20 protein-coding genes and 6 tRNA genes are annotated in these 26,778 nt (G+C 56.8%); 22 read left to right on the top strand and 4 right to left on the bottom strand.

All coding sequences use genetic code 11. The annotated features are described in order from the left end of the window. Positions 1-10: 10 nt before the first annotated feature. Together NR795_RS01895 and NR795_RS01890 are read left to right on the top strand one after the other, a co-directional pair. Positions 11-1,540, top strand: a complete 1,530-nt coding sequence (locus NR795_RS01895) for a sugar ABC transporter ATP-binding protein (protein ID WP_257756894.1) — start codon at positions 11-13, stop codon at positions 1,538-1,540. A gap of 18 nt (positions 1,541-1,558) precedes the next feature. Next, complete coding sequence (locus NR795_RS01890; RefSeq protein WP_144813607.1) at positions 1,559-2,608, top strand: ABC transporter permease; 1,050 nt, start codon at positions 1,559-1,561, stop codon at positions 2,606-2,608. Between the two features lie 65 nt (positions 2,609-2,673). On the opposite strand, the gene glnS is transcribed toward NR795_RS01890, so the two are convergent. Next, a complete protein-coding gene (gene glnS / locus NR795_RS01885) occupies positions 2,674-4,341 on the bottom strand; it encodes a glutamine--tRNA ligase (RefSeq protein WP_238083736.1) in 1,668 nt (555 codons plus the stop codon). A gap of 169 nt (positions 4,342-4,510) precedes the next feature. Next, positions 4,511-6,463 (bottom strand): PTS N-acetyl glucosamine transporter subunit IIABC, encoded by a 1,953-nt coding sequence (gene nagE / locus NR795_RS01880; RefSeq protein WP_144813612.1) that lies wholly within the window; start codon positions 6,461-6,463, stop codon positions 4,511-4,513. A gap of 326 nt (positions 6,464-6,789) precedes the next feature. Here nagE and nagB point away from each other — a divergent pair, with 326 nt between their 5' ends. From nagB to NR795_RS01830, 10 genes are all read left to right on the top strand, one after another. Beyond that, a complete protein-coding gene (gene nagB, locus NR795_RS01875; RefSeq protein WP_144813615.1) occupies positions 6,790-7,590 on the top strand; it encodes a glucosamine-6-phosphate deaminase in 801 nt (266 codons plus the stop codon). Between the two features lie 21 nt (positions 7,591-7,611). After that, on the top strand, positions 7,612-8,760 hold the full coding sequence (nagA, locus tag NR795_RS01870) for an N-acetylglucosamine-6-phosphate deacetylase (protein WP_144813618.1): 1,149 nt from the start codon (positions 7,612-7,614) through the stop codon (positions 8,758-8,760). Positions 8,761-8,768: 8 nt separating this feature from the next. Then, positions 8,769-9,989 carry an N-acetylglucosamine repressor gene (locus NR795_RS01865; protein ID WP_144813620.1) on the top strand — a complete coding sequence of 407 codons (1,221 nt, stop codon included), beginning with the start codon at positions 8,769-8,771 and terminating at the stop codon, positions 9,987-9,989. Between the two features lie 316 nt (positions 9,990-10,305). Continuing rightward, positions 10,306-11,967 (top strand): asparagine synthase B, encoded by a 1,662-nt coding sequence (gene asnB, locus NR795_RS01860; protein WP_144813627.1) that lies wholly within the window; start codon positions 10,306-10,308, stop codon positions 11,965-11,967. Between the two features lie 240 nt (positions 11,968-12,207). Further along, positions 12,208-12,284: transfer RNA gene (locus NR795_RS01855), tRNA-Met, on the top strand. A 9-nt stretch (positions 12,285-12,293) separates the two neighbouring features. Next, a tRNA-Leu gene (locus NR795_RS01850) sits at positions 12,294-12,378 on the top strand. Between the two features lie 22 nt (positions 12,379-12,400). Further along, positions 12,401-12,475, top strand: a tRNA-Gln gene (locus tag NR795_RS01845). Positions 12,476-12,530: 55 nt separating this feature from the next. Beyond that, a tRNA-Met gene (locus tag NR795_RS01840) sits at positions 12,531-12,604 on the top strand. Positions 12,605-12,652: 48 nt separating this feature from the next. After that, positions 12,653-12,727 (top strand) — tRNA-Gln (locus tag NR795_RS01835). Positions 12,728-12,764: 37 nt separating this feature from the next. Next, positions 12,765-12,839, top strand: a tRNA-Gln gene (locus NR795_RS01830). A gap of 86 nt (positions 12,840-12,925) precedes the next feature. Here the strand turns inward: NR795_RS01830 and ubiF are convergent. Beyond that, a complete protein-coding gene (gene ubiF, locus NR795_RS01825; protein WP_257756893.1) occupies positions 12,926-14,101 on the bottom strand; it encodes a 3-demethoxyubiquinol 3-hydroxylase in 1,176 nt (391 codons plus the stop codon). A 140-nt stretch (positions 14,102-14,241) separates the two neighbouring features. Here ubiF and miaB point away from each other — a divergent pair, with 140 nt between their 5' ends. The 9 genes from miaB (at position 14,242) to NR795_RS01780 (ending at position 23,402) form a co-directional block, all read left to right on the top strand. Next, positions 14,242-15,666, top strand: coding sequence for a tRNA (N6-isopentenyl adenosine(37)-C2)-methylthiotransferase MiaB (gene miaB, locus NR795_RS01820; protein WP_144813639.1), 1,425 nt, complete (start codon positions 14,242-14,244; stop codon positions 15,664-15,666). 95 nt (positions 15,667-15,761) lie between these two features. Then, a complete protein-coding gene (locus NR795_RS01815; protein ID WP_257756891.1) occupies positions 15,762-16,814 on the top strand; it encodes a PhoH family protein in 1,053 nt (350 codons plus the stop codon). After that, on the top strand, positions 16,811-17,278 hold the full coding sequence (gene ybeY / locus NR795_RS01810; protein WP_144813644.1) for an rRNA maturation RNase YbeY: 468 nt from the start codon (positions 16,811-16,813) through the stop codon (positions 17,276-17,278). Before NR795_RS01815 ends, ybeY begins: the two co-directional genes overlap by 4 nt. Positions 17,279-17,358: 80 nt before the next feature. Further along, positions 17,359-18,240 (top strand): CNNM family magnesium/cobalt transport protein CorC, encoded by an 882-nt coding sequence (gene corC / locus NR795_RS01805; protein ID WP_257756888.1) that lies wholly within the window; start codon positions 17,359-17,361, stop codon positions 18,238-18,240. 22 nt (positions 18,241-18,262) lie between these two features. Continuing rightward, on the top strand, positions 18,263-19,804 hold the full coding sequence (lnt, locus tag NR795_RS01800) for an apolipoprotein N-acyltransferase (RefSeq protein WP_257756887.1): 1,542 nt from the start codon (positions 18,263-18,265) through the stop codon (positions 19,802-19,804). Between the two features lie 371 nt (positions 19,805-20,175). Then, positions 20,176-21,087: an amino acid ABC transporter substrate-binding protein gene (locus tag NR795_RS01795; protein ID WP_186370507.1), complete on the top strand. Its 912-nt coding sequence runs from the start codon at positions 20,176-20,178 to the stop codon at positions 21,085-21,087. Positions 21,088-21,259: 172 nt separating this feature from the next. Then, positions 21,260-22,000 (top strand): glutamate/aspartate ABC transporter permease GltJ, encoded by a 741-nt coding sequence (gene gltJ, locus NR795_RS01790; RefSeq protein ID WP_042392053.1) that lies wholly within the window; start codon positions 21,260-21,262, stop codon positions 21,998-22,000. A gap of 2 nt (positions 22,001-22,002) precedes the next feature. Continuing rightward, entirely contained in the window at positions 22,003-22,677 is a 675-nt protein-coding gene (gltK, locus tag NR795_RS01785; RefSeq protein ID WP_144813657.1) for a glutamate/aspartate ABC transporter permease GltK, read from the top strand. Further along, complete coding sequence (locus NR795_RS01780; RefSeq protein WP_144813660.1) at positions 22,677-23,402, top strand: amino acid ABC transporter ATP-binding protein; 726 nt, start codon at positions 22,677-22,679, stop codon at positions 23,400-23,402. Before gltK ends, NR795_RS01780 begins: the two co-directional genes overlap by 1 nt. A gap of 64 nt (positions 23,403-23,466) precedes the next feature. On the opposite strand, the gene NR795_RS01775 is transcribed toward NR795_RS01780, so the two are convergent. Next, the gene (locus NR795_RS01775; RefSeq protein ID WP_144813663.1) at positions 23,467-23,949 is read right to left on the bottom strand and encodes a zinc ribbon-containing protein; all 483 of its coding nucleotides are present in this window, start codon (positions 23,947-23,949) and stop codon (positions 23,467-23,469) included. Between the two features lie 236 nt (positions 23,950-24,185). Here NR795_RS01775 and leuS point away from each other — a divergent pair, with 236 nt between their 5' ends. After that, positions 24,186-26,768: a leucine--tRNA ligase gene (leuS, locus tag NR795_RS01770; protein WP_144813666.1), complete on the top strand. Its 2,583-nt coding sequence runs from the start codon at positions 24,186-24,188 to the stop codon at positions 26,766-26,768. Positions 26,769-26,778: the final 10 nt, after the last annotated feature.

The following is a 26,778-nucleotide window of genomic DNA, read 5'->3' as shown; positions in this document are numbered from 1 at the left end:
GGAGAGGGCTATGAATGAGCAACAGACCCAGCCGGATGAGGTCATTATTGAAACGCGCGACCTCTCCCGTATTTACCCTGGGGTAGTCGCGCTCGATAGCGTTAACTACCGTGTATACCGTAATCAGGTCAACGTGCTGATTGGCGAGAACGGCGCGGGCAAATCGACGATGATGAAAATGCTGGCTGGCGTTGAGACGCCCTCCTCTGGCGAGATCCTGCTGGACGGAGAGCGGGTCACCCTCGGCTCCACTCACCAGGCGGAAAAGCACGGCATCAGCATTATTTTCCAGGAGCTGAACCTCTTCCCCAATATGAACGTGATGGACAACATTTTCATTGGCAATGAGTTCTTCCAGCGCGGCGTGATTAACGAAAAATACCAGTACGAGCTGGCTAAATCCCTGCTTGAACGGCTGGAGCTGAACGTTGATCCCTACTCCCCTTTAGGCGAATTGGGCATTGGTCATCAGCAGCTGGTGGAGATCGCCCGCGCACTCTCTAAAGATACCCGGGTGCTGATCATGGACGAGCCCACCAGCGCGCTGAGCCAGTCGGAAGTACGGGTGCTGTTTAACGTTATCGCCCAGCTTAAGCGCCGTGGCGTGACCATTATCTACATCTCTCACCGGCTGGAAGAGCTGATGGAGATTGGCGATCACATCACCATCTTCCGCGATGGCCGCTTTATCAGCGAGCGTCCCGTTCAGCAGGCCAGCGTGCCCTGGATCATCGAGCAGATGGTGGGTGACAAGAAAAAGCACTTTGACTACAGCCCTGCCGCACATGGGGAGACCATCCTGAAGGTGAACGGCCTGACCGCCCTGCACCAGAACGGGGGGTATAAATTAAACGATGTCACTTTTGATCTGCGTAAAGGGGAAGTTATTGGCATCTATGGCCTGCTCGGCGCGGGACGTACCGAGCTGTTTAAAGGCCTGGTGGGGATGATGGGCTGCCAGTCGGGCACCATCAGGCTGGATGGTGAAAGCCTGGACAAGCGCTCGTTCCAGCAGCGGCTTAAGCGCGGCATTACTCTTGTGCCGGAGGATCGTCAGGGTGAAGGCGTGGTGCAGCTTATGTCGATCAAAAGCAATATGACGCTAACCGACCTGAGCCTGCTGGGCTTTCGCCGCGCCTTGCGCCTGCTCAGCCCGGTGAAAGAGGAGCAGCAGGTCAACCACATGGTGGAACAGCTCGCGATTAAAGCAGGTGATACGGAGCTGCCCATTACCTCGCTAAGCGGCGGCAACCAGCAAAAGGTGGTGCTGGGTAAGGCGTTGATGACCGGACCCAAAGTGGTTCTGCTGGATGAGCCAACGCGCGGCATCGACGTGGGTGCAAAAACCGATGTTTATCATCTGATTGGCAAAATGGCGCATCAGGGGCTGGCGGTTATGTTCTCCTCCTCCGAGCTGGATGAGGTCATGGCCCTGGCTGACCGGGTTCTGGTTATGGCCGATGGCCGTATCACCGCAGATTTGCCGCGTGCTTCCGTGACGCGGGAAAAATTAATCAGCGCTTCTACACCGCAGGAGTGATCTCTGCTGGAGAGAGAAATGAACAAAAAGTATATGATCTACATGTATTTGCTCAAAGCGCGCACCTTCATCGCCCTGCTGATCGTCATGGGCTTCTTCAGCGTGATGGTGCCTAACTTTTTGACCATGTCGAACCTGCTGATCATGACCCAGCACGTGGCGATTACCGGCCTGCTGGCGATTGGCATGACCCTTGTCATTCTCACCGGCGGGATCGACCTCTCGGTTGGTGCGGTGGCGGGCATGTGCGGCATGGTTGCCGGGGCGCTGTTAACCAACGGCCTGCCGATCTGGGGCTCGCAGATTATCTTCTTTAACGTGCCGGAAGTGATCTTACTGGTGGCGGGATTCGGCATTCTGTTGGGTCTGATCAACGGGGCGGTGATCACGCGCCTGGGCGTTGCGCCCTTTATCTGTACCCTCGGCATGATGTACGTTGCCCGCGGCGCGGCGCTGCTGTTTAACGATGGCAGCACCTATGCCAACCTGGTAGGCATGCCTGAGTTAGGCAATACCGGCTTCGCGATTTTAGGTTCCGGCACGATCCTCGGCATCTATATTCCGATCTGGCTGATGGTGAGCTTCCTGCTGCTGGGCCTCTACATGACCCGTAAAACCCCGCTGGGCCGCTACATTTACGCCATCGGCGGAAATGAATCTGCCGCGCGGCTGGCGGGCGTGCCTATCATCAAGGTTAAAGTGTTTGTCTACGCCTTCTCAGGCCTGTGCGCGGCGCTGGTGGGGCTGATTGTGGCATCTCAGCTGCAAACTGCCCACCCAATGACCGGGAATATGTTTGAGATGGACGCTATCGGCGCAACCGTGCTGGGCGGAACCGCGCTGGCAGGCGGACGAGGCAGGGTCTCCGGCTCTATCATCGGTGCCTTCGTCATCGTCTTCCTTGCAGACGGGATGGTGATGATGGGAGTCAGCGACTTCTGGCAGATGGTGATTAAGGGCCTGGTGATTGTCACTGCGGTGGTGATCGATCAGTTCCAGCAGCGTCTGCAAAGCAAGGTCGTGCTGCTGCGCCGTCACGATAAAAAATTGCAGGCTGAAGCAACGTAATACGCTGACGTCACCAATAAAAAACGCCGCATGCGCGGCGTTTTTCTTTTCAGAGCGGGAGCAAATTACTCGCCGATCTTAGTCCAGGTATCGCGCAGGCCGACGGTGCGGTTAAACACCAGCTTCTCCGCCGTGGAGTAGCGGCTGTCGAGGCAGAAGTAGCCTTCACGCTCAAACTGGTAGGCCTTACCGGCTTCGGCGGCGTTCAGGGACTGCTCGGCGTAGCCCTGCTTGATCACCAGCGACTCCGGGTTGATGGTGGCGAGGAAATCTTCCGCCGCACCCGGATTTGCCACGCTGAACAGGCGATCGTAGAGACGGATCTCAACCGGCAGCGCATGAGCGGCGCTTACCCAGTGGATCACCCCTTTCACCTTGCGACCGTCGGCCGGATCCTTGCTCAGGGTCTCGGCATCGTAGGAGCAGAAGATGGTGGTGATGTTGCCTTCCGCATCTTTCTCTACGCGCTCGGCTTTGATCACGTAGGCGTTACGCAGACGCACCTCTTTACCCAGCACCAGACGCTTATACTGCTTGTTCGCTTCTTCACGGAAGTCAGCGCGATCGATCCAGATTTCGGCGCTAAACGGTACCTCGCGGCTGCCCATCTCCGGTTTGTTCGGATGATTCGGCATGGTTACCACTTCGCTCTCACCCTGCGGGTAGTTCTCGATCACCAGTTTCACCGGATCGATAACCGCCATCGCACGCGGGGCGTTCTCGTTGAGATCCTCACGAATGCAGGACTCCAGCGATGCCATCTCGATGGTGTTGTCCTGCTTGGTCACGCCGATGCGTTTGCAGAACTCGCGGATAGAGGCGGCGGTGTAGCCGCGACGGCGCAGACCAGAGATGGTCGGCATACGCGGATCGTCCCAGCCTTCGACGATTTTATCCGTCACCAGCAGGTTCAGCTTACGCTTGGACATCACGGCATATTCCAGGTTCAGGCGCGAGAATTCGTACTGGCGCGGATGAACCGGAATAGTGATGTTATCCAGCACCCAGTCGTAGAGACGGCGGTTGTCCTGGAACTCCAGCGTACAGAGTGAATGGGTAATGCCTTCCAGCGCATCGCTGATGCAGTGGGTGAAATCGTACATCGGGTAGATGCACCACTTGTTGCCGGTCTGGTGGTGCTCGGCAAACTTAATGCGGTACAGAACCGGATCGCGCATCACGATAAACGGCGATGCCATGTCGATTTTAGCACGCAGGCAGGCGGTGCCCTCTTCGAAGCCACCGGCACGCATCTTCTCAAACAGCGCCAGGTTCTCTTCCACGCTACGATCGCGGAACGGGCTATTTTTACCCGGTGCGGTCAGGGTGCCACGATATTCGCGGATCTGCTCCGGCGACAGCTCGTCAACGTAGGCCAGGCCTTTGTTGATCAGCTCAATGGCGTAGCTATGCAGCTGGTCGAAATAGTTAGAGGAGTAGCGCACGTCACCCGACCAGTGGAAGCCCAGCCACTGGACGTCGTTTTTGATCGAATCAACGTATTCGATATCTTCTTTAACCGGGTTGGTGTCATCAAAGCGCAGGTTGCACTGCCCCTGATAGTCCTGGGCGATACCGAAGTTCAGGCAGATAGATTTTGCATGGCCGATATGCAGGTAGCCGTTCGGCTCCGGCGGAAAACGGGTGCAAACCGTGCTGTGCTTACCACTGGCCAGATCCTCATCAATAATCTGGCGAATAAAGTTAGTCGGGCGGGCTTCTGCCTCACTCATCGCGGGTTCCTCAAAGCGTAAACAACGTATAACGGAGTATGATCTTATAAGCGGGACGCGGAGACAACCCTTAGATCAACAAAAAGCGTGAATGGCGAGGGGATTAGCGTAAGAAGGGCAAAAAAAAGGGCGGAGACAGGCTCCGCCGCGTATTAACCGCAGTTTACGGCTACTTACTCTTCACCTCAAACAGCGGGGTTTGGCCAGCAACGACCTGTCCCTGCGCCTGGAAGACCAGACCGCTGAAATCGTCGATGTTGCTGCACACTACCGGGCTAATCATCGAGCGCGCGTTGGCGTTGAGATAGTCGAGATCCATCTCCAGCACCGGCTGGCCCGCGACCACTTCCGCGCCCTCTTCTACCAGGCGGGTAAAGCCCTGGCCGTTCAGCGCAACGGTGTCGATGCCCATGTGAACCACGATCTCTGCGCCTTTTTCGGTTTCCAGACAGAAGGCGTGGTTAGTGTTGAAGATTTTCACGATGGTACCGGCAGCCGGGGAGACCACGGTTTTACCCGTTGGTTTTACCGCCACGCCGTCGCCAACCGCTTTGCTGGCAAAGGCTTCGTCAGGCACCTGCTCCAGCGGAACAACCTCACCGGTTACCGGCGACACCAGCGCAGCAATGGTGACGGCGTTCGGGACGGCCTGCGGTTTAACCGCAGCGGCCGGGGCGTTCGCAGCAGGCTGGACGCTGGCAGCTGCGGCCACCGGGCCACGGGCGACCACGCGTTTCATGGCATCGCCTACGGATTCCGCTTTTGCCCCCACAATCACCTGAATGCTCTGCTTGTTCAGCTTCACCACGCCAGATGCGCCCAGACGCTTACACTGCACGTCGTTAACGCGCGCGGAGTCGACTACCGTCAGACGCAGACGGGTGATACAGGCGTCAATCGCTTTCAGGTTGTCACTACCACCGATGGCGGCAATGTAGTTGGTTGCAAGCTGATCGAGACCCTCATCGGTATTGCTGTTGGCTTCAGAGGTGACCACGGCATCATCACTCTCTTCACGACCCGGCGTTTTCAGGTTGAACGCGCGGATGACGAAGGTAAAGACCACGAAGTAGATGGCAAAGAAGATCAGGCCCATCACCACCAGCATCCAGACGTTACGGCTGGCGGCAGGCAGGTTGTACATCAGCGCATAGTCGATGGCGCCCGCAGAGAAGGAGAAGCCGGCATGGATCCCCAGCGCGGTCGCAACAAACAGGCTGATACCCGTCAGCACGGCGTGCAGGAGATACAGCAGCGGTGCCAGGAACATGAACAGGAATTCCAGCGGCTCGGTGACCCCGGTCAGGAACGCGGTGATGGCCACGGAGAGCAGCATGCCGCCAATCATCGGACGACGCGCTTTCGGCGCAGCAAGGTACATCGCCAGCGCCGCGCCAGGCAGACCAAACATCATGATCGGGAAGAAGCCGGACATGAACATGCCTGCGGTGCCGTCACCCGCGTAGAAGCGGTTGATATCACCATGGAAGACGGTGCCTGCGGCATTGGTAAATTCGCCGATCTGGAACCAGGCGATGGTGTTCAGCACCTGATGCAGGCCGGTCGGGATCAGCAGACGGTTAACGAAGCCGAAGATGCCGGAGCCAACCGCGCCCATGGAGACGATCCACTCCCCGCCCGCGTGAATAGCGTTCTGTACCGGCGGCCAGACATAGCCAAAAATCGCCGCCAGGATCAGGCAGAAGAAGCCGGTAGCAATCGGCACAAAGCGTTTGCCGCCGAAGAAGCTCAGGAACTCAGGCAGCTTGATGTTGGACCAGCGGTTGTAAACCGCGCCGCCCACCAGACCGGTGATGATACCGGAGAGCACGCCCATGTTGATGGCCGGGTTGATGGTGACCATCGCTTTGGTCATCACAAAGTAGCCTACCGCACCCGCCAGCGCCGCCGCGCCCGCGCTGTCTTTCGACCACGACGAGGCCACACCGATAGCGAAGATCAGGGCGAGGTTGTCAAAGATTGCCCCGCCCGCCTGGGCGATAAACGGGACGTTAAGCAGATCGGGCTGGCCGAATCGCAGCAGCAGCGCCGCGACGGGCAGTACAGCGATAGGAAGCTGTAATGCTCGCCCCAGTCGCTGGAAGAAACCAAGAATATTCATTTTATACCCCCCTGTGAAACTCCGCTGAGCCTCATCACTAACCATTTTTATAGTTAAACCAACCCCTGTAACGCGGTCGTTTTACGCAGACTTTTCAAGTGTGTGGAAATTTAATTCGCCTCGCAAATTAAACGCGCATTTTTTGTGATTACAATCACCAAATATCGTTATTTGCACTCCTTGTTACTGGCTAAGAACGAAAACTTATTTTATGATTCAAAAAATCAGAGCGAACTGCCGCCGCTTATGACGCAATCTGAGTTACGCTTAACAGCGTACAGGCTGCAGTTCGCCAATGTTAATTTCACCCTTTGTAGAGGTAAACAATGAGACTGATCCCCCTGACGAGTGCCGAACAGGTCGGTAAATGGGCAGCCCGCCATATCGTTAACCGCATCAACGCATTTAAACCTACGGCGGATCGTCCGTTTGTTCTGGGCCTGCCTACCGGCGGCACCCCGCTTACCGCTTATAAAGCGCTGGTTGAAATGCACAAAGCGGGCCAGGTTAGCTTTCAGAACGTCGTAACCTTTAACATGGACGAATATGTCGGCCTGGCAAAAGAGCATCCAGAGAGCTATTACAGCTTTATGCACCGCAACTTTTTCGATCACGTTGATATTCCCGCAGAAAACATCAACCTGCTCAATGGTAATGCGCCGGATATTGACGCAGAATGCCGCCGTTATGAAGAAAAAATTCGCGCCTACGGCAAAATTCACCTGTTCATGGGTGGCGTAGGCAACGACGGGCATATTGCGTTTAACGAACCGGCCTCCTCGCTGGCCTCCCGCACCCGCATTAAAACCTTGACCCATGACACCCGCGTGGCAAACTCCCGCTTTTTTGACGGCGACGTTGATCAGGTCCCGAAATATGCGCTGACCGTGGGCGTGGGTACCCTGCTGGATGCTGAAGAGGTGATGATCCTCGTGCTGGGCAACGTCAAGGCACTGGCCCTGCAGGCGGCGGTGGAAGGCAACGTTAACCACATGTGGACGATTAGCTGCCTGCAGCTGCATCCGAAAGCGGTGGTGGTGTGCGACGAACCGTCAACCATGGAGCTAAAGGTGAAGACGCTCAAATACTTCACTGAGCTAGAAGCGGAAAATATCAAAGGTCTGTAACATTTTTACCCGGGGGTTGTTATGTATGCTTTAACCCAGTGCCGTATTTTTACCGGCCATGACGTTCTGGACGATCACGCGCTGATTGTCGTTGATGGTCTTATCGACCGCCTCTGCCCGCAGGCAGACCTGCCGCCAACGATTGAGCAGCGCTCGCTCAACGGCGCTTATCTGGCCCCCGGTTTTATCGACCTGCAGCTGAACGGCTGCGGTGGCGTACAGTTTAACGACACTGCCGAAGCCGTCAGCGTAGAGACGCTGGAGATCATGCAGCGCGCCAACGAGCGATCGGGCTGCACCAGCTTTTTACCGACGCTGATCACCACCAGCGATGACCTGATGAAACAGGGCGTGCAGGTAATGCGCGACTATTTAGCGAAATATCCGCACCAGGCGCTGGGTCTGCATCTTGAAGGACCGTGGCTCAACGTGGTGAAAAAAGGCACCCACGATCCTGACTTTGTGCGCCGCCCGGACAGCGATCTGGTAGATTTCCTCTGCGCGAATGCCGATGTGATTACCAAGCTGACCCTGGCGCCGGAGATGGTCGATCCTGCCGTGATCCGCAAACTGGCGGCGGCCGGGATTGTGGTCTCGGCTGGCCACTCTAATTCGACTCTTGTCGAGGCGAAGGCCGGTTTCCGCGCAGGTATCACCTTTGCCACCCACCTTTTCAACGCCATGCCCTATATCACCGGACGTGAACCGGGTCTTACCGGCGCGGTTCTCGACGATGCTGACGTCTACTGCGGCATTATCGTTGATGGCTTACACGTTGATTTCACTAACGTTCGGATGGCAAAACGCCTGAAGGGCGATAAGCTCTGCCTGGTCACCGACGCTACCGCGGCAGCAGGTGCGGTCATTGACGAATTCATTTTTGCTGGTAAAACAATATACTACCGTAATGGACTCTGTGTAGACGAGAACGGTACCCTTAGCGGTTCGGCATTAACCATGATCGAAGGGGTGGCGAATCTTGTCGAGCATGTCGGCGTTGCGCTGGATGAAGCGCTGCGTATGGCCACGCTCTACCCGGCCCGCGCCATCGGCGTTGATAAACAGTTAGGCAGTATCGCCCCCGGCATGGTGGCGAACCTGACCGCGTTTACCCACGACTTTAAAGTAATTAAGACCATCGTTAATGGTAACGAGGTCATGACTGAGTAAGTAAAAGTATGACATCAGGCGGACAAGCTCAAATTGGTAACGTTGACCTCGTAAAACAACTTAATAGCGCGGCTGTTTACCGCCTGATCGACCAGCTTGGGCCTATCTCGCGGATCCAGATTGCCGAGCAGAGCCAGCTTGCCCCCGCCAGCGTGACGAAAATCACGCGACAGCTTATTGAGCGCGGTTTAATTAAAGAGGTCGATCAGCAGGCCTCGACCGGTGGTCGCCGCGCCATCTCTATTATTACCGAGACGCGTAATTTCAATGCCATTGGCGTGCGCCTGGGTCGTCACGATACGACCCTGACGCTCTACGATCTGAGCAGCAAGGTACTGGCGGAAGAGCACTATCCCCTGCCGGAGCGCACCCAAGAGACGTTAGAGCACGCCCTGCTGAACACCATCGCCACCTTTATTGATACCTGCCAGCGTAAAACCCGCGAGCTGATTGCAATCTCGGTGATCCTGCCGGGGCTGGTGGATCCAGAGAGCGGCGTGATCCGCTATATGCCGCATATTCAGGTCGAGAACTGGGGCCTGGTGAGCGCGCTGGAAAAACGCTTTAAGGTGACCTGTTTTGTCGGGCACGATATCCGCAGCCTGGCGCTGGCCGAGCACTACTTTGGTGCAAGTCAGGACTGTGAGGACTCTATTCTGGTGCGCGTTCATCGCGGTACCGGAGCGGGCATTATCTCTAACGGACGCATTTTTATTGGCCGCAACGGCAACGTCGGCGAGATTGGCCATATTCAGGTCGAGCCGCTGGGAGAGCGCTGCCACTGCGGTAACTTTGGCTGTCTGGAGACCGTGGCGGCAAATGCCGCGATTGAGCAGCGGGTGCGCCACCTGCTGGAGCAGGGTTACCAGAGCCGCATCACGCTGGACGACTGCTCGATTAAAGCCATCTGCAAAGCGGCCAACAAAGGCGACGCGCTGGCCTGCGAGGTCATTGAGCACGTAGGCCGCCACCTTGGCAAAACCATTGCCATCGCTATTAACCTGTTTAATCCGCAGAAGATTGTGATTGCCGGTGAGATTGTCGAGGCGGAGAAGGTGCTGCTGCCCGCCATCGAAGGCTGCATCAATACCCAGGCGCTGAAGGCATTTCGCAAAAACCTGCCGGTGGTGCGCTCTACGCTGGATCACCGCTCGGCCATCGGTGCCTTTGCGCTGGTGAAGCGCGCCATGCTCAACGGCTCGCTGCTGCAGCATCTGCTGGAGGAGTAACTCTGCGTATCGCCCGGCAGCGCTCCGCTTGCACGGGCCTACCAGAGCAAACCACGTCTCCTGGCGTGGTTTTTTCATTTTTATCTATCCATAAGATAACCAACATCAAAAAAAGCAGCTTAAAAATGCATAATCATCAATAACCGACGCCTAACTCTGTGCTTTTTTCACTATTCGGCAATCGCGATTGCACTTTTTAATTTCACCTCGCTAAAACCCTTGCGCCTGCCCCTGCTTTACGGCATTTTCTTAATCAAGCAATAAGACAACGCGATGACGCAACGTCGGCAAACTAACAGGGTTAACGGAGAAGGTTATGTGTTCAATTTTTGGCGTACTGGATATTAAAACGGATGCAGGTGAACTGCGTAAGAAAGCGCTGGAGCTCTCCCGCCTGATGCGCCACCGCGGTCCTGACTGGTCCGGTGTATACGCAAGCGATAAAGCGATTCTGTCCCACGAACGTCTCTCTATTGTTGACGTCAACGCTGGCGCACAGCCACTCTACAACGCCCAAAAAACCCATGCCCTGGCCGTTAACGGTGAAATCTATAACCACCAGGCCCTGCGCGCCGAGTACGGCGATCGCTACGATTTCCAGACCGGCTCCGACTGCGAAGTGATCCTGGCGCTGTATCAGGAGAAAGGACCGGAGTTCCTCGACGAGCTGCAGGGCATGTTTGCCTTCGTGCTCTACGATAGCGAAAAAGATGCCTACCTGATTGGCCGCGACCATATCGGTATCATCCCGCTGTACATGGGCTACGACGAGCACGGCAACATGTACGTGGCGTCTGAAATGAAAGCCCTGGTACCGGTCTGCCGTACCATTAAAGAGTTCCCGGCGGGCAGCTATCTGTGGAGCCAGGACGGCGAGATCCGCAGCTACTACCAGCGCGACTGGTTTGAGTACGACGCGGTAAAAGACAACGTGACTGACAAAGCCAAGCTGCGTCAGGCGCTGGAAGATGCGGTGAAGAGCCACCTGATGTCAGACGTGCCGTACGGCGTGCTGCTCTCCGGCGGTCTGGACTCCTCTATCATCTCAGCTATCACTAAAAAGTTTGCCGCACGCCGCGTGGAAGATCAGGAGCAGTCAGAAGCCTGGTGGCCGCAGCTGCACTCTTTTGCCGTTGGCCTGGAAGGCGCGCCGGATCTGAAAGCGGCCCAGGCGGTTGCTGAGCATCTGGGTACCGTGCACCATGAGATCCACTTCACCGTGCAGGAAGGTCTGGACGCCATCCGCGACGTGATCTACCACATTGAGACCTATGACGTGACCACCATCCGCGCCTCAACGCCGATGTACCTGATGTCGCGCAAGATCAAAGCAATGGGCATCAAGATGGTGCTGTCGGGCGAAGGCTCTGACGAAGTGTTTGGCGGTTACCTCTACTTCCATAAAGCGCCGGATGCCAAAGAGCTGCATGAAGAGACCGTGCGTAAGCTTCAGGCGCTGCATATGTTTGACTGCGCCCGCGCTAACAAAGCGATGTCGGCCTGGGGCGTGGAGGCTCGCGTGCCCTTCCTGGATAAAAACTTCCTCGACGTGGCGATGCGCATCAACCCGCAGGACAAGATGTGCGGCAACGGCAAAATGGAAAAACATGTGCTGCGTGAGTGCTTCGAGTCCTATCTCCCGGCAAGCGTGGCATGGCGTCAGAAAGAGCAGTTCTCTGATGGCGTAGGCTACAGCTGGATCGACACCCTGAAGGAGGTGGCGGCGCAGCAGGTTAGCGACCAGCAGCTGGAAACCGCCAGCTACCGCTTCCCGTACAACACGCCAACCTCTAAAGAGGCGTATCTGTACCGTGAAGTCTTTGAAGAGCTGTTCCCGGTTGCCAGCGCAGCCGAGTGCGTGCCGGGCGGTCCGTCCGTTGCCTGCTCCTCCGCAAAAGCCATTGAGTGGGATGAAGCGTTCAAAACCATGAACGATCCATCAGGCCGTGCGGTAGGCGTTCACCAGTCCGCCTATTAACGGATAAACTGGTATGATGACAACGGGTCCTGCGGGGCCCGTTTCTGTTGGTTTTACTCCCGTTATCTCTCAATTAAAATCAAGATATAACCAATAATTGCCGAATAATACGTCAGGCTGTTCGCAACCTAACCAAACAGTCACATTCCGGCAATTTTCGTTGAAAAAGGTGTTGACGCTGAAAGGCCCAATACGCATAATGCGCCCCGCAACGCCGATAAGGTAACGCGAAAAAAAGAGGGCTACGTAGCTCAGCTGGTTAGAGCACATCACTCATAATGATGGGGTCACAGGTTCAAATCCCGTCGTAGCCACCATCTTTTTTTGCGGGAGTGGCGAAATTGGTAGACGCACCAGATTTAGGTTCTGGCGCCGCAAGGTGTGCGAGTTCAAGTCTCGCCTCCCGCACCATTCCCAGTAAGCGTTGCACGGATGGGGTATCGCCAAGCGGTAAGGCACCGGTTTTTGATACCGGCATTCCCTGGTTCGAATCCAGGTACCCCAGCCATTTTTTTCGACTCTCGTGTTATCACGGTTGTCTTGAGTAATTAGCAGTACAATTTGGCTACTTAGCTCAGCTGGTTAGAGCACATCACTCATAATGATGGGGTCACAGGTTCGATTCCCGTAGTAGCCACTCTATTCTGATAAGTATCTTTAAGATGCTTATGACGTAAAAAATTGTTGGGGTATCGCCAAGCGGTAAGGCACTGGATTCTGATTCCAGCATTCCGAGGTTCGAATCCTCGTACCCCAGCCAATTTAAAAAGACGTTTGCTCACGCGAACGCACCCTGTTGGGGTATCGCCAAGCGGTAAGGCACTGGATTCTGATTCCAGCATTCCGAGGTTCGAATCCTCGTACCCCAGCCACATAAAACAAAAAAGCTCGCTTCGGCGGGCTTTTTTGTTTTTGTACCGCCATAAAATTAGCGTGCCGGGCTGCCCCGGCACCGGCGTTACAGCCCTAGCGCATACTTCAGCGCCTGGGTTTTTAGCACCCCTGCACGCTGGGCGGCCATCAGCCCCATGTTGCGCAGCACGCGCAGCGGACCAAGATTGTTGCTGAATCCCGCGTAGAAGAGATCCATACCGCTCTGCATAATGTAGTTATCCATCATCCGTCGCGTCTGGTAGCGCTTAAGCACGCGCTGGCTGGCCCACTCCTCGCCCTGGCTACGGGCATTAATCAACACCTCCAGCAGTGCGTCTACGTCACGATAGCCAAGGTTTACCCCCTGCCCCGCCAGCGGATGGATCGTGTGGGCGGCATCGCCCACCAGCGCTAGCCCCGGCTTCACATACTGTAGGGCATGGCGGCGAGTCAGCGGGAAGGCACCCGCCGCGACCGGCGTCACCTTGCCCAGCCGGGCCGGGAAGAAGGTCTCAATTTCCCGTTGCAGCTGCGGCATGGTCAGGGTGCGAAGCTGGCGAATGCGCGCTGGCGTGTCGTACCACACCAGCGATGCCCAGCGGTCGAACAGCGGCAGGAAGGCATGCGGCCCGTGCGGGGTAAACTGCTGCCAGGTATTGTCGCCGGGGGCGTTTTCACACTCAACGGTGATCAGCATACAGGACTGCTGATACTGCCAGGCGTGGACGCCAATCCCCGCCCACTGCCGCACCTGCGAGTTTGCACCGTCTGCGCCAATCACCAGCCTTGCCAGCAGCGTCTCGTCATTGTTAAACACCAGCTCATGCTGATGACCATGAGTGTGCATCGCCTTGAGCATTGCCGGCGCCCGCAACGTTACCTGCGGATGGGCCTCCAGCGCATCCCACAGCGCGCGCTGTAACACAGTGTTCTCAACCATATAACCGAGGTGCGGTAGCTTAAGATCGCTGGCGTCAAAGACCACGTGGGCGTTCTCCCACTCCCAGGTCTCCAGCCGACGCCACGGATGGCAGCGCATCGCCAGCACGCTGTCCCAGACGCCCAGCCCGCGCAGCAGTGCCACAGATGCGGTGCTTATCGCAGAAATGCGCACGTCCGGCGCTATACTGGCGTCAAACGCGGGCGGTGCGGCCTGCTCGATCACCGTGACCGCAAAACCCTGCTGCGCCAGGCCAAGGGCCAGAGCGCCGCCGACCATCCCGCCGCCAACGACGGCTACTTCAGTGGGTTGATTTACCATGGTCAATTGTCCTTATTTATAATTCCCTTAAGTTTACAGGATTTTCGATTTTATGGGGTCGGGAGATGAACTATGGTCAGCGCCCGACCAAAGCATTACAATACGCGGCCTGAAATCCTCGCGTTTAATAGAGCAAGTCGATGACCAAAAAACTCCATATTAAAACCTGGGGCTGTCAGATGAACGAGTACGATTCATCGAAGATGGCCGATCTGCTGGATGCTACTCACGGCTATCAGTTGACGGAGGTGGCGGAAGAGGCGGATTTACTGCTGCTTAACACCTGCTCTATCCGCGAGAAGGCTCAGGAGAAAGTGTTCCATCTGCTCGGGCGCTGGAAGCTCCTGAAAGAGAAGAACCCGGATCTGATTATTGGCGTCGGCGGCTGCGTGGCCTCCCAGGAGGGCGATCTTATTCGCCAGCGCGCCCGCTGCGTCGATATCGTGTTTGGGCCGCAGACCCTGCACCGTCTGCCGGAGATGATCAACTCCGTGCGCGGCAACCGCAGCCCGATCGTCGATATCAGCTTCCCGGAAATCGAAAAGTTTGACCGCCTGCCGGAGCCGCGTGCCGATGGCCCGACCGCCTTCGTCTCCATCATGGAAGGCTGCAATAAATACTGTACCTACTGCGTGGTGCCCTACACCCGTGGTGAAGAGGTCAGCCGTCCCTGCGACGACATCCTGTTTGAGATCGCCCAGCTGGCGGCGCAGGGCGTGCGTGAAGTTAACCTGCTGGGCCAGAACGTGAACGCCTGGCGCGGAGAGAACTACGACGGCACCACCGGCTCCTTCGCCGAGCTGCTGCGCCTGGTGGCCGCCATCGACGGTATCGACCGTATCCGCTTTACCACCAGCCACCCGATTGAGTTTACCGACGATATCATTGAGGTCTACCGCGATACGCCGGAGCTGGTGAGCTTCCTGCACCTGCCGGTACAGAGCGGTGCGGATCGCGTCCTGAACCTGATGGGCCGGACCCATACCGCGCTGGAGTATAAGGCGATTATCCGTAAGCTGCGCGCGGCGCGTCCGGATATCCAGATCAGCTCCGACTTTATCGTCGGCTTCCCAGGGGAGACCACCCAGGACTTCGAGCAGACCATGAAGCTGATTGCCGAGGTGAATTTTGACGTGAGCTACAGCTTTATCTTCTCTGCCCGTCCGGGTACGCCCGCCGCCGATATGGTCGATGACGTGCCGGAAGCGGATAAGAAGCAGCGTCTCTACATTCTGCAAGAGCGTATCAACCAGCAGGCGATGGCCTGGAGCCGCAAAATGATCGGCACCACCCAGCGTATCCTGGTGGAAGGCACCTCCCGCAAGAGCATTATGGAGCTGTCGGGCCGTACCGAAAACAACCGCGTGGTCAACTTTGAGGGTACGCCGGACATGATCGGCAAGTTCGTGGACGTTGAGATCACCGATGTCTATACTAATTCATTGCGCGGTAACGTTGTGCGCACCGAAGCGGAGATGGGCCTGCGCGTAACCGAAACGCCGGAATCGGTCATTGCCCGCACCCGTAAAGAGAACGAACTGGGCGTCGGTCTCTACCAGCCCTAATCCCCTCGGCCTGCCCCTCCGGCGGGCCTTGTTTTTTCCGCCCGTTGCCCCCATATCACTACTCCATCCGGCCCGTCAGGTAAAAGAGGAATCGATTGAATACTGAAACCCGTGAAATCAATCTCGAACCAGCTGACAATGCCCGTCTGCTGAGTTTATGCGGCCCGTTTGACGACAACATCAAACAGCTTGAACGTCGACTGGGCATCGAAATTAACCGCCGCGATAACCACTTTAAACTCACCGGACGCACCATTAGCGTGAATGCCGCCGCAGATATCCTGCGCAGCCTCTACGTTGATACCGCCCCGATGCGCGGCCAAACGCAGGATATTGAACCCGAGCAGATCCATCTCGCCATCAAAGAGGCCCGCGTGCTTGAGCAGAGCGCCGAGAGCGTGCCGGAGTATGGTAAAGCGGTCAATATCAAAACCAAGCGCGGCGTGATCAAACCGCGTACGCCAAACCAGGCGCAGTACATTGCCAATATTCTCGACCATGACATCACCTTCGGCATTGGGCCAGCAGGGACAGGGAAAACCTACCTTGCCGTTGCCGCCGCGGTGGATGCGCTGGAGCGTCAGGACGTTCGCCGTATTCTGCTGACCCGTCCGGCGGTAGAAGCTGGTGAGAAGCTTGGCTTCCTCCCGGGGGATCTCAGCCAGAAGGTTGACCCGTATCTGCGTCCGCTGTACGACGCGCTGTTTGAGATGCTGGGCTTTGAGAAAGTCGAGAAGCTGATGGAGCGTAACGTGATTGAAGTTGCGCCGCTGGCCTACATGCGCGGCCGCACGCTGAACGATGCGTTTATCATCCTTGATGAGAGCCAGAACACCACCATCGAACAGATGAAGATGTTCCTGACGCGTATTGGCTTTAACTCGAAAGCGGTGATCACCGGGGATATTACCCAGGTCGACCTGCCGCGCAGCACCAAATCCGGCCTGCGCCACGCTATTGAAGTGCTGGCAGAGGTCGATGAGATTAGCTTTAACTTCTTCCACAGCGAAGACGTGGTACGCCACCCGGTGGTTGCCCGCATCGTGACCGCCTATGAGGCGTGGGAAGAGACAGAGCAGAAACGTAAAGCCGAGCTGGCCGCCGAGCGTAAGCGCGAAGCCCAGCATCAGGAGCATGAGCAAAAATGAGTTCGGTGATCCTCGATTTACAGCTGGCGTGTGAAGACGCGAGCGGCCTGCCAGACGAAGCACAGTTTCAGGGCTGGCTGAACGCGGTGATCCCGCAGTTTCAGGAGGAGTCCGAAGTGACGATCCGCCTCGTGGATGAGGCGGAGAGCCACGATCTTAACCTGACCTATCGCGGCAAGGACAAGCCCACCAACGTGCTCTCGTTCCCGTTTGAGGCACCGCCGGGCATCGAGCTGCCGCTGCTCGGCGACCTGATCATCTGCCGCCAGGTGGTTGAGCAGGAGGCCCGCGAGCAGGAAAAGCCGCTGGAGGCGCACTGGGCGCACATGGTGGTGCATGGCAGTCTGCACCTGCTGGGCTACGATCATATTGAAGATGACGAAGCCGAAGAGATGGAGAGCCTGGAAACAGAGATAATGCTTGCTCTGGGCTATGAGGATCCGTACATTGCCGAGAAGGAGTAGCCTGGCTACGCCTGAGCCGTCTGGCGCTGAGTTTGCGCGCCGGACAACACACTTATTAACATGAGAACCCATACGACGCCATGAGCGACGACAATTCACACAGTAGCGACCCACTTAACAGCAGCAAAAAGGGATTCTTCTCCCTCTTACTGAGCCAGCTCTTTCACGGCGAACCTAAAAACCGTGACGAACTTCTGGCGCTGATCCGTGACTCCGGGCAGAACGAGCTTATCGACGAAGATACGCGCGACATGCTTGAAGGGGTGATGGATATTGCCGACCAGCGCGTTCGCGACATCATGATCCCCCGCTCGCAAATGATCACCCTGAAACGTAACCAGACGCTGGATGAGTGTCTCGATGTGATTATCGAGTCTGCCCACTCCCGCTTCCCGGTGATCAGCGAAGATAAGGATCACATCGAAGGGATTTTGATGGCCAAGGATCTGCTGCCCTTTATGCGCAGCGATGCCGAATCCTTCAGCATGGAGAAAGTGCTACGTCCGGCGGTTGTCGTCCCGGAGAGCAAACGGGTTGACCGGATGCTGAAAGAGTTCCGCTCACAGCGCTACCATATGGCTATCGTTATTGATGAGTTCGGCGGCGTCTCGGGCCTCGTGACCATCGAAGATATACTTGAGCTGATCGTCGGCGAAATTGAAGATGAGTACGACGAAGAGGAAGATATCGATTTCCGTCAGCTGAGCCGTCACACCTGGACGGTGCGCGCCCTCGCCTCTATTGAAGATTTCAATGAGTCCTTTGGTACCCACTTCAGCGATGAAGAGGTAGACACCATCGGCGGGCTGGTGATGCAGGCCTTTGGCCATCTGCCAGCGCGGGGCGAATCCATCGACATCGATGGTTACCAGTTTAAGGTCGCCATGGCCGACAGCCGTCGTATTATTCAGGTTCACGTAAAAATGCCAGAAGACGCAGCGCAGCCTAAACTGGACGAGTAATCCACCTGGACGAGTAATGTAAATGGTATTTGCCTCACTGTTTGAGCGTCAGCGCATGCGTTTGCTGCTGGCGCTAATATCAGGAGCCAGCGGAACGCTGGCTTTTTCTCCTTATGACTTCTGGCCTGCCGCGCTTATCTCCCTTATCGGCCTGCAAGGGCTGACGCTTAACCGTCGCCCGCTACAGGCGGCGGCGATTGGCTATGCATGGGGATTTGGTCTCTTTGGTACCGGGATTAACTGGGTCTACGTTAGCATCGCCCAGTTTGGCGGCATGCCGGGGCCGGTCAACGTCTTTCTTGTGGTACTGCTGGCGGCCTATCTGTCGCTCTATACCGGGCTGTTCGCCGGGATCCTCTCTCGCCTGTGGCCGCGTACCAGTGTCATCCGCGTCGCCATCGCTGCGCCGGTGGTCTGGCAGCTCACCGAGTTCCTGCGCGGCTGGGTATTAACGGGCTTCCCGTGGCTGCAGTTTGGCTACAGCCAGATTGACGGCCCGCTGAAGGGGCTGGCCCCGGTGATGGGCGTCGAGGCGATCACCTTCCTGCTGATGGTGGTCAGTGGCCTGCTGGTGCTGGTGGCGGCTCACCGCAGCTGGCGCACCCTGGCGGTGGCGGTAGTGCTCTTTGCCCTGCCCTTCCCGCTGCGCTACATCCAGTGGTTTACGCCGGTAACGGAGCGCACCACCCAGGTCTCCCTGGTGCAGGGCAATATTCCACAGTCACTGAAGTGGGATGAGGGGCAGCTGGAGAATACGCTTAATATCTATCTCAACGCTACCGAGCGGGAGATGGGCAAGTCGCAGCTGATTATCTGGCCGGAGTCAGCCATTCCGGATCTGGAGATCAACCAGCAGCGCTTCTTAAGCACGATGGACGATCTGCTGCGAGCCAAGGACACGACGCTAATTACCGGCATCGTCGACGCGCGCCTGAACAAGCAGAACCGCTACGACACCTATAACACCATCATTACGCTGGGCAAAGAGAGCGCGTATAGCTACAACTCCACGAATCGCTACAACAAAAACCATCTGGTGCCGTTTGGCGAATTCGTGCCGCTGGAGTCTATTCTGCGACCGCTGGCGCCGTTCTTCGATCTGCCGATGTCCTCGTTTAGCCGCGGTCCCTACGTGCAGCCGCAGCTTTCGGCCCACGGCTTCGCGCTGACCCCGGCCATCTGCTATGAGATCATCCTCGGCGAGCAGGTGCGGGACAACTTCCGGCCAAACACCGACTTCCTGCTGACCATCTCCAACGATGCCTGGTTCGGTAAGTCCATCGGTCCGTGGCAGCATTTCCAGATGGCGAGAATGCGCTCGCTGGAGCTGGCGCGGCCGCTGCTGCGCAGCACCAACAACGGCATTACCGCCGTGATTGGCCCGCAGGGTGAAATTCAGGCCATGCTGCCGCAGTTCACCCGCCAGGTGCTGACCACTAAGGTTACGCCGACCACTGGCCTGACGCCGTATGCCCGTATGGGCAATTGGCCAGTGTGGATCCTCACCGCGCTGTTCGGCTTTGGCGCAGTGGTGATGAGCCTGCGTCAGCGTCGCGTTAAATAATCCTTTCTCATTGCCCGGCGGCACTCCGCTTGCCGGGCCCACCCCTTCATCATCACCTCTGCATATTCCAATCTGGCACAGCAATTGCTTATTAATATCAGGCAGCTGCGAATTGTTGCCGATGCGCTATTACGGTGCACCAGCCGTGAACATCCAAAGCACTAAAAAGGTGCAAGCGATGTTTTCTGCCTCGAAATGGTGCGGTGCGCTTCGCAAAACGAAACAATAAAGCAGCAAAATGTTTACACCAAGCCACACTAAATGTTAACAAACACGCATAACACTGCATGCTTGTGCTGCAGGATATAACAACACAAACACACACACTGGGTATCAATGCGTCCCTGGCGCTGATGACGAAGGAGTTGGATATGCAATTACGTAAACTGACCGCGGCAATGCTGTTAGTGGGAATGAGCGCCGGTCTGGCCCATGCCGAAGACGCAGCAGCGCCAGCTGCCGGAAGCACGCTCGATAAAATTGCCAAAAACGGTGTGATCGTGGTCGGCCACCGTGAGTCTTCCGTCCCGTTCTCTTACTATGACAACCAGCAGAAAGTGGTTGGCTACTCACAGGACTACTCCAACGCAATCGTTGAAGCGGTTAAAAAACAGCTGAACAAACCCGATCTGCAGGTCAAGCTGATCCCGATCACCTCCCAGAACCGTATTCCGCTGCTGCAGAACGGCACCTTTGACTTTGAGTGTGGTTCCACCACTAACAACCTTGAACGTCAGAAGCAGGCCGCTTTCTCTAACACCATTTTCGTGGTCGGCACCCGTCTGCTGGCGAAAAAAGGCGGAGCCATTAAGGACTTCCCGGATCTGAAAGGCAAAGCGGTGGTGGTGACTTCCGGTACCACCTCTGAGGTGCTGCTGCACAAGCTCAACGACGAGCAGAAGATGGATATGCGCATCATCAGCGCGAAAGATCACGGCGACTCCTTCCGTACCCTGGAGAGCGGTCGCGCAGTGGCCTTTATGATGGATGATGCCCTGCTGGCTGGCGAGCGCGCGAAAGCGAAGAAGCCGGACAACTGGGAGATCGTCGGCAAGCCGCAGTCTCAAGAAGCCTATGGCTGCATGCTGCGTAAAGATGACCCGCAGTTCAAAAAGCTGATGGATGACACCATCGCCCAGGCGCAGACTTCCGGCGAAGCGGCGAAGTGGTTTGATAAGTGGTTCAAGAACCCAATTCCACCGAAAAACCTGAACATGAACTTCGAGCTCTCTAACGAGATGCAGACCCTGTTCAAAACGCCAAACGATAAAGCACTTAACTAACTAGAAACACAGGGCGACTATCGCCCTCTCGATTGACGGGAAGCACGGACAGACTAGACGCTGGAGGGTCGTTCCCCCATCCGGCGCGACGCTTACGCATAAAAAGGTGCGTAAAGCTTCTCACCAATCTTCGAGGGTAGCGCTGCTACCCTTTTTTTTCTGAGGTACATGTATGTCAATAGACTGGAACTGGGGTATTTTTCTGCAACAGGCCCCGTTCGGCAACACCACCTATTTAGGCTGGCTGTGGAGCGGTTTTCAGGTCACGGTCGCGCTGTCGATTACCGCCTGGATCATCGCCTTTCTTGTCGGCTCGCTGTTCGGTATTCTCCGCACCGTGCCCAACCGTTTCCTCTCCGGGCTCGGTACCCTCTACGTTGAGCTGTTTCGTAACGTTCCGCTGATCGTACAGTTCTTCACCTGGTACCTGGTGGTGCCTGAGCTGCTGCCGGAAGATCTCGGTATGTGGTTTAAGTCAGAGCTCGACCCGAATATTCAGTTCTTCCTCTCGTCGATGATCTGTCTGGGGCTGTTCACCGCCGCGCGCGTCTGTGAGCAGGTGCGGGCCGCTATTCAGTCGCTGCCGCGCGGGCAAAAGAACGCCGGGCTGGCAATGGGGCTGACGCTGCCGCAAACCTACCGCTACGTGCTGCTGCCCAACGCCTACCGCGTAATTGTGCCGCCGATGACCTCCGAGATGATGAACCTGGTGAAAAACTCCGCCATCGCCTCGACTATCGGGCTGGTGGATATGGCCGCGCAGGCGGGCAAGCTGCTGGACTACTCTGCCCACGCCTGGGAATCCTTTACCGCGATCACCCTCGCCTACGTGCTGATTAACGCCTTCATTATGCTGGTAATGAATCTGGTGGAACGTAAAGTTCGCCTGCCGGGCAATATGGGGAGCAAATAACCATGTACGAATTTGACTGGAGTTCTATTATCCCGGCGATGCCCTACCTGCTGGACGGGCTGGTCATCACGCTGAAAATTACCATTACCGCAGTGCTGGTCGGCATTGTCTGGGGCACCATTCTGGCCGTGCTGCGCCTGTCGAGCTTTAAGCCGCTCGCCTGGTTTGCCACCGCCTACGTCAACGTGTTCCGCTCTATTCCGCTGGTAATGGTGCTGCTGTGGTTCTATCTGATTGTGCCGGGACTGCTGCAAAACGTGCTCGGGCTGTCGCCGACCACCGATATCCGCCTGATCTCGGCGATGGTCGCCTTCTCGATGTTTGAGGCTGCCTACTACTCGGAGATCATCCGCGCCGGTATTCAAAGTATCTCTCGCGGGCAGTCCAGCGCGGCGCTGGCACTCGGGATGACCCACTGGCAGTCGATGAAGCTTATCATCCTGCCGCAGGCCTTCCGCGCCATGGTGCCGCTGCTGCTCACCCAGGGGATCGTCCTGTTCCAGGATACCTCGCTGGTGTACGTGCTCAGCCTGGCAGACTTCTTCCGTACCGCATCCACCATTGGTGAGCGTGATGGTACTCAGGTAGAGATGATCCTCTTTGCCGGCGTCGTCTATTTTGCAATTAGTCTCAGTGCTTCACTGTTGGTCAGCTATCTGAAGAAAAGGACAGTTTAATGATTTCCCTGAAAAACGTTTCAAAATGGTATGGTCACTTTCAGGTGCTAACCGACTGCTCCACGGAAGTGAAAAAAGGTGAAGTGGTGGTGGTTTGCGGGCCGTCCGGCTCCGGTAAGTCAACGCTGATTAAAACCGTCAACGGTCTGGAGCCGGTACAGCAGGGGGAGATCCTGGTAAACGGCACCAGGGTCACCGATAAGAAAACCAATCTTGCCGAGCTGCGCTCTCACGTCGGGATGGTGTTTCAGCACTTTGAACTGTTCCCGCACCTGTCGATTATCGAAAACCTGACTCTCGCCCAGGTAAAGGTTCTGAAGCGCAACAAGGCGGCGGCACGTGAGAAAGGCCTCAAGCTGCTGGAGCGCGTCGGTCTTTCCGCCCACGCCGATAAGTTCCCGGCCCAGCTGTCAGGCGGCCAGCAGCAGCGCGTGGCCATTGCCCGTGCCCTGTGCATGGATCCGGTAGCGATGCTGTTTGACGAACCCACCTCTGCCCTCGATCCCGAGATGATCAACGAGGTGCTGGACGTCATGGTGGAGCTGGCGCAGGAGGGGATGACCATGATGGTGGTGACCCATGAGATGGGCTTTGCGCGCAAGGTTGCGACCCGGGTGATCTTTATGGACGAGGGGAAAATCGTCGAGGACTCCGCTAAGGAGGATTTCTTCGCTAATCCTAAATCCGAGCGGGCAAAAGATTTCCTCGCTAAGATCCTGCACTAATCTGGGTAATTCATCTGGGTAATTGCCGGGCGGCACTGCGTTTGCCCGGCCTACCTACTCTCCATTATGGTTCAAACGGCCGACGCTGGAACTGGTCGTGGCCACACTTCGGACAGAGCGGCAGCGCATCCGGGGTGTAGACCGCCAGGTGATAGTGGCACTTCTCACACACTAAATTTCCTAATCCCACCACCTCGCCGCTGTGATAGACCCCGTGATGGTTCAGATCCTGAAACACCTCGCGCCACTCCAGCTGGGTTTTATCGGTGATGTCCGCCAGCTCCTGCCACAGGCTCTCTTTAATCACCCGCATAAAGACGCTGTCAGTGACCTCCCCCTGGCTTTCACTATAGCTGCGGGCAAACTCTTCGAGATCGCGACGCAGGGCACGCGTCAGCTCCTCGACCTCGGTTGGCGTTAACTCGCCCGTCTGGGTGACGCGCAGCCGCGCCTGCTCTACCAGCGCATCGATATCCCGATCACCACTGCGCAAACGCTCGGTCAGCGTCGCAACCTGTTCACGATAATACTGAGCAACCTTGTTCATCCTTTCGCCTCCGGGCTGGGTAACGTCTTCTAATAATAGACCTTATTTTTCCGCCGCTTTGCTACCTTTGCCACAGCCTGTGTAAATTCGTGCAAGGATGCCCGTCAGCCCTTTTCATCACCGTCAGCGCGAAAGGCTGTTTTGAAACTGGCGTTTGGGCTATGCTATGCGGATCTTGAACAACACATCTTAATGCTACGCTTGTAGCTGTATCGAAAACAGGACCACTGGCTGCCATGCAAGAGCAATACCGCCCGGAAGAGATAGAATCCAAAGTCCAGCTTCACTGGGAAGAGAAGCGCACATTTGAAGTCACTGAAGATGAGAGCAAAGAGAAGTATTACTGCCTCTCTATGCTTCCCTATCCTTCTGGCCGGCTACACATGGGCCACGTGCGTAACTACACCATTGGCGACGTGATCTCCCGCTATCAGCGCATGCTGGGCAAAAACGTTCTGCAGCCCATCGGCTGGGATGCGTTCGGCCTGCCGGCGGAAGGTGCAGCCGTGAAGAACAACACCGCGCCCGCGCCGTGGACCTACGACAATATCAACTACATGAAAAACCAGCTCAAGATGCTGGGCTTTGGCTACGACTGGAGCCGCGAGCTGGCGACCTGCACCCCGGAATACTATCGCTGGGAGCAGAAGTTCTTCACTGAGCTGTATAAAAAAGGCCTGGTCTATAAGAAGACCTCAGCGGTGAACTGGTGCCCGAATGACCAGACCGTGCTGGCTAACGAGCAGGTCATCGACGGCTGCTGCTGGCGCTGCGACACCAAGGTTGAGCGTAAAGAGATCCCGCAGTGGTTTATCAAAATCACCGCCTACGCTGACGAGCTGCTGAACGACCTGGACCATATGGACCAGTGGCCGGACACCGTTAAAACCATGCAGCGCAACTGGATCGGCCGCTCTGAAGGCGTTGAGATCACCTTTGACGTCGAGAACAGCGACGACAAGCTGACGGTCTACACTACCCGTCCAGACACCTTTATGGGCGTTACCTACCTGGCGGTTGCCGCGGGCCACCCGCTGAGCACCCAGGCGGCGGCCTATAACCCGGCGCTGGGTGACTTCATTGCCGAATGCCGCAATACTAAGGTTGCCGAAGCGGACATGGCGACCATGGAGAAAAAAGGCGTCGACACCGGCGTGCGCGCTATTCACCCGCTGACCGGCGAAGCGATCCCGGTCTGGGCAGCGAACTTCGTACTGATGGAGTACGGCACCGGCGCAGTGATGGCCGTTCCGGGCCACGATCAGCGCGACTACGAGTTTGCCACTAAATATGGCTTAGAGATCAAGCCGGTTATCCTCGCGGCCGACGGCACCGAGCCGGATCTCAGCGCTCAGGCGCTGACTGAAAAAGGCGTGCTGTTTAACTCCGGTGAGTTTGACGGTCTGGGCTTCGAAGCCGCGTTTAACGCCATTGCCGACAAGCTGGCGGCTAACGGCGTCGGCGAGCGTAAGGTTAACTTCCGTCTGCGCGACTGGGGCGTATCCCGTCAACGTTACTGGGGCGCACCCATTCCCATGGTGACCCTGGAAGACGGCACCGTGCTGCCGACCCCGGAAGATCAGCTCCCGGTTATTCTGCCGGAAGACGTGGTGATGGACGGCATTACCAGCCCGATCAAAGCCGATCCGGAGTGGGCGAAAACCACCGTCAACGGCCAGCCTGCGCTGCGTGAAACCGACACCTTCGACACCTTTATGGAGTCCTCCTGGTACTATGCGCGCTACACCTGCCCGCAGTACAACGAGGGGATGCTGGATCCTAACGCCGCCAACTACTGGCTGCCGGTAGATATCTACATCGGCGGGATCGAACACGCCATCATGCACCTGCTCTACTTCCGCTTCTTCCACAAGCTGATGCGCGATGCAGGCATGGTGAACTCTGATGAGCCAGCGAAGCAGCTGCTCTGCCAGGGCATGGTGCTGGCAGATGCCTTCTACTACGTGGGCGTAAACGGCGAGCGTAACTGGGTCTCCCCGAAAGAGGCCATCGTCGAGCGCGATGAGAAAGGCCGCATCGTGAAGGCGCAGGACGCGGCGGGTCATGAGCTGGTGTATACCGGCATGAGCAAGATGTCCAAGTCGAAAAACAACGGCATCGACCCGCAGGAGATGGTAGAGCGCTACGGCGCGGATACCGTGCGTCTGTTTATGATGTTCGCCTCCCCGGCGGATATGACGCTTGAGTGGCAGGAATCTGGCGTAGAGGGGGCAAACCGCTTCCTGAAGCGCGTCTGGAAACTGGTCTACGAGCACACTTCGCAGGGCGATGCCCCGGCGCTGGACGTTGCCGCGCTGAGTGAAGATCAGCAGGCGTTGCGCCGTGACGTGCATAAAACCATTGCTAAAGTGACCGACGATATCGGCCGCCGTCAGACCTTCAACACCGCCATTGCGGCGATCATGGAGCTGATGAACAAGCTGGCAAAAGCCCCGCTGGAAGGCGAGCAGGATCGTGCCCTGATGCAGGAGGCGCTGCTGGCTGTGGTGCGTATGCTGAATCCGTTCACCCCGCACGCCAGCTTCACCCTCTGGCACGAGCTGAAAGGCGAAGGCGATATCGACACCGCGCCGTGGCCGGTGGCGGATGAGCAGGCAATGGTCGAGAACACCACCCTGGTGGTCGTACAGGTGAACGGTAAAGTACGCGGTAAAATCACCGTGCCGGTCGACGCCAGCGAAGAGCAGGTGCGCGAGCGTGCAGGTCAGGAGCCGCTGGTAGCAAAATATCTTGATGGCGTTACCGTACGTAAAGTGATTTACGTGCCAGGTAAACTGCTTAATCTGGTCGTTGGCTAAGCGCGGGAGG

The organism is Pseudescherichia sp. L3 (genome assembly GCF_024656065.1).
Lineage (GTDB): Bacteria > Pseudomonadota > Gammaproteobacteria > Enterobacterales > Enterobacteriaceae > Pseudescherichia.
This window is presented reverse-complemented; position numbering and strand designations above follow the sequence as displayed.